Raw genomic sequence first — 10,343 nt, forward strand, 5'->3', positions numbered from 1 at the left:
AGATAGCGTGAGCAGATCGCTGCGCATGTTGTCAGTTAATTCGAGCAGGAAACCGCTCCGTTTGCGAGCAATGCCCGCTACGATGGCAAGCGCCTACAGCTAGGCGCGTTGCGTTCCGCGACAGCGGCCAAATTGCGGATCAGCAGCAAGATGGCGGCGTCGCGGTCGATCGCCTTGCCGGCACGCCGGCAGTCGTCGACGCCTGCGTTGAGAGCGTGGAGCGCGGCGGGGAGAGTGGTGAGTGCCTCCGGCGAGAGTGCCTCATTGTGGCGGTAATGCGTGTCGTAGAGCATTGTCGAACCTCCCGAGCGCCAGGACGCGCCCAAAAAGGCCGAAGGCTCCCTCTCCTCTCACGCGGGATCGTTAGATTGCGGGAACCGTTCTTGATGGCGAAACATCCGAAGGGATACCGAATGAGCCATAGCGTTTGGGGCGATTGGAAGATCACGGCGGACCGGAAGCAGCTCGTGTGGATCGATCCGGATACGAATAAGCCGAACAGCGACTATTACATCATCGTGAGCGACGGGCTCGAAGACGTGGAGGGAGAGGTCGATCGACTGAAAAAATGGCTGCCTGAATCTCTCAAACGTGACGAGGCCATCGGAAAGCTGGGAGTGATTTTTGGCGAAATCAAAGAAGATCAGACCAGCTCGAGAAAATACATAACGGACGAGTTAGTATACCGCCCGTAAGCGAGTTATAACGGCCCTGCATGATCGCCGAAGGCGCCGGCAGGGAGCGTCCAAGGACGCGCTAGGATCGAGAGACGCCATGCCGGGTCGTCCGCCTGGGCTAGTTCGTCGGGATGGAGAAGCGCAGCCGGAAACGGAGTGCCGCGATCCGCGAGCTGCGTCACGCTGAGCGAGCGGTGGATGGTCTTGCCGCTCGCCGCCTCGTTGGCGGCGATGCGCTGGAAAGCGGCCGGGAAGACGGAGCGAAGCGTCGCCCATTGGCCGGGGGAGCCGAAGATACACGCACGGCAGGATAGCCGGCCCCATCCCAGGACGTAGGCCGGGTGGGGCCGGATCCGCGAACGTGCGATCAAATCCCAGACCTGCCGCTCGGTCCAATCGTGGACCGGACGCCAGTGGTCGACGCCGCGACCGAGCGTAGAGGTGCGGTGCGGCTCGAAGGCCGCATAGCGCGCGCGAGACGGGCTTTCCTCGGCGCGCTCGCCGGTGATGACGAGCGTGCGACCATCGAGGAAGCGCGATTGATTGCGGATCGCGGCCGCGAGCACATCGATTTTCAGCGCGGGGCTGCACCAGCGCACCCGAAGATCGGGAGACGTCTGGGGAAAGAGCCCACGCGTGCCGGCAGGGCCGTTACCTCCGGCACGGCCGATGCCGGTCGGCGTCTCGAACGCGATCGGCGCGGTCGGCGCGTCGTCGCGCGCCAGTTCGCGCGCGAAGCCGCCCTCGCGCCACGAGACGTAGAGCGCGATGCCGAAATGCTCGGCGATCGCACGGACATAGCCGGGCGTGCATGGCCAATCCATGAAGGTCGGGCCGTGGCCATCGACATCATGATGGTGCAGCTCGATGGCGTGCGAAGGCACGCCGAGGCTGAGGAGGTGCAGGAGGGCGGCAAGGCTGTCCTTGCCGCCACTGAACGCCACGACGAAGCGCCGGTAGGCGCCTAGGTCGAGGCGGGCGTCCTGCCCGGTCATGCCGCTTCACGAATCTGGTCCTCGGGCTCGACCGAGACGTCGAGTCCCGTCGCGCGGAGCAGGTAGCCGGCTGCGGCTTCGGCCTTGGCGGCCGCGGTCATGATCGCGCGGCTGTCTTTGCGCAGCACCTTCAACCACGAGGCGATATACGCGGCATGGTCATCGAGATGAGAGGTCGGCAGGCCAAGATCGGCACCGAGCAGCGCGGAGGTCATCTCGGCGCACAGCTCCTCGAAGGCGTAAGCGTCGTCGCCGAAGCGTTTGCCGAAGGTGCGATCGAGGCGGTCAGGGTGGCCGCTCCAATGACCTGCCTCATGGGCAAGCGTCGACGCCCAATACGCGCGGGTCGAGAACAGTTCGACGGGCGGCATGGTGATGCTGTCGGCGATGCGGTCGTAGAACGCGCGATCGCCGCGCATCTGGACCTTCGCCGGCAGCGCTTCGATAAAGCGCTGCGCGCGGTCGGGGAGCTGGTCAGCGGGAGGGACGATACTGACCGGGCTGGGGTAGTAATCAGGCGAAAGCCCGTCGATCTGGTCGCAGTTGAACACGGCGTAGGAGCGCAGCACGCGGCGCAACTCGTCGGTGGTATCGCCGGTGACGACGGATTCGACGGACTTGCTGTAGGATTTGTAGAAGATCGCGATCTGCGAGCGCTCGCCCTCACGGACCTGTCCGCCAAGCGCCTGCGCCTGCTTGTACGTCATCCAGGTGCGCGAGTTGTAGCCCGCGCTCTCGGCGCACAGCCACAACCAGAAGCAGTTGATACCCTTGTAGGGGTCGCCGGTCGCGCGTAGCGGTCGACCGCCCAGGCCAGGGCGCCATGGCTTGACCCAGGGACGAACGCCGGCCTCCAGCTTATCGATGATGGTGTTGGTGATGATGTCGGCAGGCGACGGTTTATTGGTGGTCGTGGCCACGGTCGTTCTCCTGGTCGTGGTGAGGCGTACCCGTCTGCGCGTCCTCTCCTCCGAAGGGATGCGACGGGTCACAAAAAGAGGGGCGACACTCCGTGAAGAGTGTCGCCCCCAGTCGCCTCGAAATGTGCAAGCCGGCGTCACGCCGCTTGGCTTAACCCCTCATGATCCTCGTCTGCGTCCAGATCGGATGCGCCGTCCTCTTCCTCGCCGGCCAGATCCTCGTCATCGACGGGATCGCCATCATCGACGTCATTGATGAAGGTCGAGCGCAGCATCGACCGCGATGGTTTCTCGATCCCGTCAAAGCGCATTGCTTCGGGCAACCACGCCGTTGCCTTCTCGCGGATCTCGGCTTCGACAATTCCCTGACCATTGCACAACGACGAGCAGGTTGCGGCAAGGTCGCCCTTCTTGGCGTCCTTGTAGCGGCCGCGCAGGATCGGGCCGCCAATCTCCTCGAGGGCTTCCAGCATGACACCTTTCTTGACGCGGCCGAAGAAGTTCTCGGCCGTCGGGCGCCACCAATTTTCGACTTGGATGTCGAGGAGGCGGCCGAGATGGTCGTGGAAGCCATTGCTGCGATAGCCCTCGGTGACGTTGAGTGTCGGCTCGAGAGTTCGTGCTATCGAGTATGCAACCCATGCGCCCCGGGCTTCGTCATCGAGCGCACGGAAGGCGTCGAACCGCTCGGTCATGGTCTTGTGGCCCGCCCAGCTCGTATCGAGCCGCTGGCGTTGGTCGTCGATGGTCTGAGACGCCATCGAGCCCTCGTCCCGGAAGGCAAAGATCGGGAAGGCGGCCGCACCCGACTTCAGGGTCGAGTGGTTCGGGATGTGGCTCTGCTCGAACACGACATTCTGTGCCATCAGGAAGATGGTCAGGTCGAGCGCCATCGAGGGATCGCTGGCGATATGCGCCACGAGAATCTGGCGGCGCTGGGTCGCCAGTTCGTCGATCAGCGTGGCGCTCAGCTTCGGCCCCTGGTCGGAGTCACCTTCCCCGGCTGCGCCGCCCGTTGCCTTGGGCGGAGCGTTGGGGTCGACAACCGGCTTCTCGCTGAACAGGCCGGTGTGAACGCGCGGCTCGCCGTCACCGCCGATATAAACGAACGTGCCGATCTGCGCCTTTACCGCAGGGTCGATCTCATGGCGGGCATCGTCGATCGCCTCCAGCTCGCGCTCGATCGCCTCGATGCGCGCGTTTGCCGCCTCGGCCTCGGTGCTGCCGTCGGGAAGTTCCTGCTCGAGCTGGTCGACCAGGGCGTCGTTCTCGGCCGAGAGCGCCTCGACACGCGCGGTTTCCTCCTCGGTGAGCGCACGCGCGGGAGCGTGAAACTCGTGAAGCTGATGTGCGACGTCGTAGGGGACGTGCGTCGCCGCGATCGGGGTGACGAACGCGAGGCCCTCGGCCTGCGCCAGTTCGGCCGCCGCGGCTTCGAGCTTCTTGGCCGCGAGCGTCTCGATGACGTCGACATCGATCCAGTTCTCGTCGCCTGCGGTCGCGAACAGGTCGCCCTCGATGCGACCGCCTGCGGCGACATAGGCATCGCGACCCACGAAGCGAGCCTTGGCGTCGTTCGCCTTGACCGTCCCGTTGAGGATGGCACGTCGGATGTTGTCGGGATTGTCGCCGTAGTATGAGCTGTTCATCTGGGTGAACACGCGGGTCTGACGGTCGATGTCGGTGGTGACGGCGTATGCCTGAGCAACGCCGAGCGTGATCTCGCCGGCTGCGAGCGCCTCGAACACGCACGGCGCCAGCTCGGCGAGGCGGACACGCTGCTCGACGAAGCGGGTGGTGACGCCCTGTCGCTTGGCGACATCCTCGGCGGTCATGCCCTTCTGGATCAGGAAGTTGAACGCGGTGCATTCGTCGGCCGGGTTCATCGGCACGCGCTGGAAGTTCTCGGCGAGGCTCGCCTCGATCGAATTGTCGTCGTCGCCGAGCACGAGAACCGGCACGGAGTGGTCAGCGGGGAGGGTGCCCTGCTCGATCAGGAGCTGGAGCGCGCGCAAGCGGCGACCGCCCGCCTTCACGGTGAACGTACCCGCCTTCTTGAGCGGGGTGACGATCAGGTTCTGCAACAGCCCCTGGGCTGCGATGTTGGCGGCGAGGGTGTCGATGCCGGCATCGCGGTTCGACTTGCGCACATTGTCCTTCGACAGCGACAGGTTCTTGACCTTCACGGACTGGATCATCGGTCATACTCCATTGGGGGATCAGCGCGCCGTTGTCCGACGGTCACGCAAGCCTGCTCATCAGGCTCAAAAGGCCGAAGGCTCCCTCCCCTCCCTTTGATCGAGCGGGGAGGAAGTCCCTGGTTCGTCAGGCGGTGATGCGGTCGATCACGGTCGCCGCGGTCGAGACGGGCACGAACATCCGCGTCTTGTGCTGGATGATCTCGGTGAAGCAGCCGACCGCCTTCAGCTCGGCCAACCGGGTGTGCGGCCAATCGAGCAATTCGAGACGCTGCTGGCCAGCGACCAGGCTGCGCTTCAGCCGGTACGCGCCCACGGTCGCGATCTCGCCGCTGGTCATGACGTGCTTGGCGGTTTCGGCGCCCGACACGGTGATCGTCGCGGCGATGCCGAATGCGTCCGCGAGTTTGGAGACCAACGGGGCAGGGACGATGCGGCCGAGGAAGGACTCGCCGTCGTCGGTGTTGAGACGCCAGACCTGGACGTGATCGTCGGGCAGGCGGTCCCAGACGGGCAGGAGCAACCCGGTGACGAGGTACAGCGTGCTGGTGCGGGTCTTGCCCGACATCTCCTCAACCTCGGCCTGCCACAGGGCGGCAAACTCGTCCTCGCTCGCCTCCTCCCACATCGTCTCGACGAGAAGATCCTGCCGCATCCGCTCGCTGCGCGTCGGGCGGACCAGCTCGTAGCGACGCACAATTTCGCCGTCGTCGTCCGTCAGCGAGTAGGTGCTGCACCGGATCGCGGCCTTGCCCGATTTCCGGTTCACCATCGGCCGTGCGTCCTCGCCGAGGATCCGCAACGCGCGATCGAGCGCGAGCGGCTTATAGCGCTCCTCGGTTTCGAGCCGGAGGATCTCGGTCTCGGCGCCGCTGGTCTGGTCGCGCCGAATGACGGTGCGGTCGAGGATTGTAATCCGCTCGGCGTTGATGCTCTCGACGCCCAGGTCGAGCGTACCGGCTTCCTTGGCCGCCTCGATGCGAGCCTCGATCAGGCCGAGATACTCGTCGAAGATCGCGTTCTGGAGCGCGATGCGCAGCGCGAGGATGCGATTGAGCCAGCGCTGGATGGGCGGCAGGTCTTCCTTGAGACCGCCTCCTTCGCCCTCCAGCTCGAGGCCGGTGAGCTTCTGGAACTGATCCAGCGTGGTCGAGCGCAGCTTGCCATCGGCGAGCAGCCGGAACCATTGTTCCAGCGATTCCTTCGCATAATCGCTTTCAAGGTTGTCGCGCGGGTCGAACAGGCCCTGTCCACCCGTCTGCCGCTGGCCGCGGGTGAGCGCGCCCAGGCTGTCGAGCCGGCGGGCGATCGTGGAGATGAAGCGACGTTCGCCCCGGCAGTCGGTCGAAACGGGGCGGAACAGTGGCGCGGTCGCCTGATGGGTACGATGCGTGCGGCCAAGCCCTTGGATGGCGGCGTCAGCGCGCCAGCCCGGCTCGAGGAGATAGTGGTTGCGCCGCGACTGGTTCTCGCACGTCAGGCTCGCATGGTAGCTGCGGCCAGTGCCGCCAGCATCGGAGAAGATCAGGATCTTCTTGGCACCGCGCATGAAGGCGTCCGTCTCGGCGAGATTGGTGCGCGGGCTGCGGCTCTCGACGCGCTGGCGACCGTGCGCGTCCATGATGACGCGCCGGCTGCGCCCCGTCACCTCGGCGACCGCATCGGTGCCGAAATGCCCGATGATATGATCGAGGGCGGAGCCGACGACGGGAAGAGCGCAAAGCTGCTCGACCAGGTTGTCGCGCATTTCGAGCGCTTCCTGGCTGAACACGGGCCGCCCGTCCTCATCAGACATAGGTTCGGAGCGGGTCTTGCCGGTGTCGTCGACATAGGTTTTCATCTGCCGGACCGGGAAGGCGGCCGTCAGGTACGACATGACGAACTCGCGCGGGGAAAGCTCGATGTCAAGGTTGGCGCGTTCCTCGACAGTCAGGGCGGCAAGCGCCCGGTTGAGCATCGCTTCGGACGTGGAGACAAGCTGGATCACGACGCTTTCGCCGCGGTCGAGATCGGCACGGATCGCGGGGATCAAGGCAGGCAGCTTCATGCCGATCAGGAGCTGGCAGAAGAAACGCTGTTTGGTGGACTCGAAGATGGAGAGCGCGGCCGCTTTGGCGCCGCTGTTATAGGTGTCCTTCGAGAAGCTGTCGGTGACGCGGGTCGCGTCCAGCGCGGCGCGTAGGTTCGCGTGGATGATCGCCCATGCGTCGGCATAGGCATCGTACACCTCGATCTGGTCGGGGGTGAGGTTGTGATTGAGGATGTCGTACTCAACGCCGGCAAAGCTCAAGGCGCGAGCGACATAGAGCCCCTGCATCTTGAGGTCGCGGGCGATCAGCTCCATCGCCGCGATCCCGCCACGGCGCAGACTGTCGACGAAGGTACGGCGATCGGCAAACGCCGTACCCGGACCCCACAGCCCGAGCCGGGTCGCATAGGCGAGGTTGTTGACGTCGGACGCGCCGGTCGCAGAAACGTAGAGGACGCGGGCGCGGGGCAGTAGGTTCTGCAGGCGGACACCGGCGATCCCTTGGTCGGATCCATCCTTGGTGCCGAAGCGGCCTTCGCCGCCTGCGACACCGGCCATCTCGTGCGCCTCGTCGAAAACGACCATGCCGTCATACTCGTCGCCGACCCATTCGAGGATCTGCTGGAGCCGGGTGCCCTTGTCGCAGCGATTGGAGCGCAACGTCGCATAAGTGAGAAAGAGGATGCCTTCGCCGGCGCCGATCGGCGTGCCGAGCTTCCACTGATTGAGGTGCTGGATGTCGAGCGCGAGACCGCCGACGGCGGTCCAGTCACGACGGGCGTCCTCGAGCAGCGTCTCGGTTTTCGAGATCCAGATGTGCTTGCGGCGACCGCGCAACCACTGGTCGAGGATAATTGCGGCGACCTGGCGGCCCTTCCCGGCGCCCGTGCCGTCGCCGAGAAAGAAACCGGTTCGGTAAGGACGGCCTTCCTCGTCGGGCGTGATCGACAGGCCCTCCTCGACAGGTTTGAACCGGCCGGGAATATCGCGCTCAAAGGCGTCGCCGGCGTAGATCAGCGTTTCGAGCTGGGCGTCGGAGAGCGTCTTCGCGTCGACGACGGACTCCGAGAGGGTAGGGACGTAGGATGGCCTGGGCGCGGTGATCGAGCCCATGGCGATGGATTCCACCAGCGCGGTCGGATGCGCGGACGCGCACGCGATCGCGATCCGGCTCGGCCGATAGGGCAGGTACACGCCGACGGACTCGCCGGTCGGGAGCGGATCGGTGAACACGGTATAGTCGATGGTGTGCGCGACCTGTGACTGCGCCGCTTTCGGAGCGGGAGCGGTCAGGCGCGACTTGCTCAGCGCCCCGCCAAGCAGCGAACTGCGCCCGGCAGGGCGGGCGAGCAGCGACAGCGGGCGAGTGGCAGGCGTGACGGGCGCAGCCGAGTTTCCGACGCCGATCGCGGCGAGCGCGTCAGTGAGCGACGCGCAGCGGATCAGCTCGGCAGGCGTGCCGGTGCCTTTCTCCAGCACCATGATCTTCACGGTCTGGCTGGTGCCATGCTTGGCATAGGCGTTCGCCGGCAGCTCCAGGTGCAGCGTCAGCGTGCAACCCTCAGTCGCCTTCGCCCAGGCGCGGCTTGAGGTGTCAACGCGATCGGGAAGGATGGCGGCACAGCGGCCTCCGGCAGCAAGCCGCAACAACGCCGCACGCAGATGCCGGAAGGCAGCAAGCGGATCGGCGTGGCGGCCGATGCTGCGCGAGAAGGGAGGATTGATGAGGACGGCCGTTGGCCGGATTGTTGTCGGAAGAAGATCGTGGATCAGCTCGGCGTCGTGCCGCGTGACGGTGACGCCGGGGAAGGCTGCGGCGAGCATCTCGGCGCGCGCGGGATCGATCTCGTTGAGGACGAGGCGAGCGCCGGCGCGGTACGCGAAGGTCGCGAGGAGGCCGGTCCCGGCAGATGGTTCGAGGACCAGATCCGTAGTCGCAATCCGGCCAGCGAGCGCAGCGAGATAGGCGATTGGGGCAGGGGTGGAAAATTGCTGAAGTTCGATCTGCTCCTCGCTGCGAACCGTGTGCGTCGGCAGGCTGGCGACCAGCTCGGTTAGCGCGGCGAGGCACGCGCCAGGATCAGCGGGGAGATCGGCCTTCGCAAGGTGCATGACCTCGGCAAGTTCGAGCATGTCGTAGGCGTCGCGGAGCGACCAGCGCCCATCGGCCGAGGATCCGCCATAGGCTTGCTCCATGACCCACAGCAGCGTCTCGCGCTGGAGCGATCCGTTCTGGGCGATGGAACACGCTACCGCCTTGGCGGCGGTGATCGACGGTTCAGTGAAGTCGAGTTCGAGAGCTGCGGCTGAAGTGCGCATCGAGGCCTCCGTTATGTCGCCCGGTGCTCATCACCGGATCAACAAGCCGAAGGCCCCCTCTCCTCTCAATGGAGAGTGCGTGTCCGGTCTTTAGGGTCGAACACCCGGACAGGGCCATCCCAAACAGTCAGCAATGGTATGACCGGTCCGACACCCTTTCCTCGTCCGGAAGGTGCAATCGCCAAGGGGGCGGAAGTCATGGTTGGCCGGCGAAGGCCAAGCCATTGTAAGAACCGACGCATCAGCGTGCCTCCCCCGGCGCCGATGCGGTTCCAGGATGAGCAAGGTTGAAGAGGCTGAACTCGCTTGGGACGATCAGGTGGCCGAGACCGGCGAGCAGCACGACGGCGCCGGCGATACGGACCAGGCCTTCGAAGGATTTGCGCGCGCGCATACGGTCATAGGATTTGAATATCTCGATGCCGTTTTCATTGCGACGCTGGAAGGCAGAGCGAGCCGGAAAACGCCACATAAAGAGCCCAACGAGGATCATGATGATTGGGATGATCTTCGACATAGGTTTCTCCTTCTCGGCCACTCGAGCGAGCGTCACCTCTGGCCCGGTTCTACCGGACTAGGGTCAGCGGAACCATGCTCCGCCTCAATCTTATGACGAAGCCGCTCCAGAGCGTCAGCATCAAGAATGTCGGGGGCATCGAAGTCGATGGCGAAGAACTCGCCGGCGACTGGCGGTGCACGCAGCGCCGCGCAAGCCGCGATGTAGGGCTGCGCTGCCTGCGTCTCGATCCAGCGCCAGAATGCGGGACCATTACCAAAGCAGCCCATATTGAGCATGTCGGCGATAGTTTGGCCGTTGGCTGGGAGAGGGGGCCGATCCACGTTCATCACCTACCTTTCGGTGCTGCGAAGGTGCGCACGCCACGCGTCATTCCAATCGTCAAAGCCTTCGGGTGGCGGGCGATTGATGACCTCGCGACCATTACCCGCGAGGTGATCGCGCGACTTTGCGAACAGGCGTTCGGCAGCTCGACCGCGATCGCTGTAGACGATGACCCGCCGCACCTTCTCGGGAATAGCGACGAACGCCAACCGCTCGATGCCGCCCAGCGCCCAGGTTGGGGTCGGTTCCGGCTGAGGGCGAAATGACACCCTAAGCGTCGGCGTCTTTCGGCCAGAGGTATTCGCCGGTGAGGAGGATGTGCGCCCATCCGAGCGGAGAGACGTGGGCGAGAAGATGGTCCGGC

At 65.0% G+C, this 10,343-nt stretch carries 9 protein-coding genes; 1 reads left to right on the top strand and 8 read right to left on the bottom strand.

Annotation, left to right across the window (positions count from 1 at the left end; all coding sequences use genetic code 11):
• Nucleotides 1-77: 77 nt before the first annotated feature.
• Nucleotides 78-293: a hypothetical protein gene (locus ACGVWT_RS18725; protein WP_394427724.1), complete on the bottom strand. Its 216-nt coding sequence runs from the start codon at nt 291-293 to the stop codon at nt 78-80.
• Nucleotides 294-413: 120 nt separating this feature from the next.
• Here ACGVWT_RS18725 and ACGVWT_RS18730 point away from each other — a divergent pair, with 120 nt between their 5' ends.
• Nucleotides 414-695: a hypothetical protein gene (locus tag ACGVWT_RS18730; protein ID WP_147036905.1), complete on the top strand. Its 282-nt coding sequence runs from the start codon at nt 414-416 to the stop codon at nt 693-695.
• Nucleotides 696-700: 5 nt separating this feature from the next.
• On the opposite strand, the gene ACGVWT_RS18735 is transcribed toward ACGVWT_RS18730, so the two are convergent.
• From ACGVWT_RS18735 to ACGVWT_RS18765, 7 genes are all read right to left on the bottom strand, one after another.
• A complete protein-coding gene (locus tag ACGVWT_RS18735; RefSeq protein WP_147036904.1) occupies nt 701-1,672 on the bottom strand; it encodes a phosphoadenosine phosphosulfate reductase family protein in 972 nt (323 codons plus the stop codon).
• Nucleotides 1,669-2,592 carry an ArdC family protein gene (locus tag ACGVWT_RS18740; protein WP_147036903.1) on the bottom strand — a complete coding sequence of 308 codons (924 nt, stop codon included), beginning with the start codon at nt 2,590-2,592 and terminating at the stop codon, nt 1,669-1,671. The genes ACGVWT_RS18735 and ACGVWT_RS18740 overlap by 4 nt, the downstream gene beginning before the upstream one ends.
• A gap of 137 nt (nt 2,593-2,729) precedes the next feature.
• Complete coding sequence (locus ACGVWT_RS18745) at nt 2,730-4,790, bottom strand: ParB/RepB/Spo0J family partition protein (RefSeq protein WP_147036902.1); 2,061 nt, start codon at nt 4,788-4,790, stop codon at nt 2,730-2,732.
• Between the two features lie 127 nt (nt 4,791-4,917).
• Nucleotides 4,918-9,138, bottom strand: a complete 4,221-nt coding sequence (locus ACGVWT_RS18750) for a strawberry notch-like NTP hydrolase domain-containing protein (protein WP_147036901.1) — start codon at nt 9,136-9,138, stop codon at nt 4,918-4,920.
• Nucleotides 9,139-9,379: 241 nt separating this feature from the next.
• Nucleotides 9,380-9,655, bottom strand: coding sequence for a hypothetical protein (locus ACGVWT_RS18755; protein WP_147036899.1), 276 nt, complete (start codon nt 9,653-9,655; stop codon nt 9,380-9,382).
• A 32-nt stretch (nt 9,656-9,687) separates the two neighbouring features.
• Nucleotides 9,688-9,984: a hypothetical protein gene (locus tag ACGVWT_RS18760; protein ID WP_244305200.1), complete on the bottom strand. Its 297-nt coding sequence runs from the start codon at nt 9,982-9,984 to the stop codon at nt 9,688-9,690.
• 3 nt (nt 9,985-9,987) lie between these two features.
• Nucleotides 9,988-10,248 carry a toprim domain-containing protein gene (locus ACGVWT_RS18765; RefSeq protein ID WP_394427729.1) on the bottom strand — a complete coding sequence of 87 codons (261 nt, stop codon included), beginning with the start codon at nt 10,246-10,248 and terminating at the stop codon, nt 9,988-9,990.
• Between the last annotated feature and the right edge of the window lie 95 nt (nt 10,249-10,343).

It is taken from the genome of Sphingomonas sp. S6, assembly GCF_043498045.1.
GTDB lineage: Bacteria > Pseudomonadota > Alphaproteobacteria > Sphingomonadales > Sphingomonadaceae > Sphingomonas.

Excerpts from the sequence above, each read along its gene's own strand:
- ACGVWT_RS18735 (WP_147036904.1), bottom strand. The coding sequence starts at position 1,672 with ATGACCGGGCAGGACGCCCGCCTCGACCTAGGCGCCTACCGGCGCTTC.
- ACGVWT_RS18725 (WP_394427724.1), bottom strand. The coding sequence starts at position 293 with ATGCTCTACGACACGCATTACCGCCACAATGAGGCACTCTCGCCGGAG.
- ACGVWT_RS18750 (WP_147036901.1), bottom strand. The coding sequence starts at position 9,138 with ATGCGCACTTCAGCCGCAGCTCTCGAACTCGACTTCACTGAACCGTCG.
- ACGVWT_RS18755 (WP_147036899.1), bottom strand. The coding sequence starts at position 9,655 with ATGTCGAAGATCATCCCAATCATCATGATCCTCGTTGGGCTCTTTATG.
- ACGVWT_RS18730 (WP_147036905.1), top strand. The coding sequence starts at position 414 with ATGAGCCATAGCGTTTGGGGCGATTGGAAGATCACGGCGGACCGGAAG.
- ACGVWT_RS18760 (WP_244305200.1), bottom strand. The coding sequence starts at position 9,984 with ATGAACGTGGATCGGCCCCCTCTCCCAGCCAACGGCCAAACTATCGCC.
- ACGVWT_RS18745 (WP_147036902.1), bottom strand. The coding sequence starts at position 4,790 with ATGATCCAGTCCGTGAAGGTCAAGAACCTGTCGCTGTCGAAGGACAAT.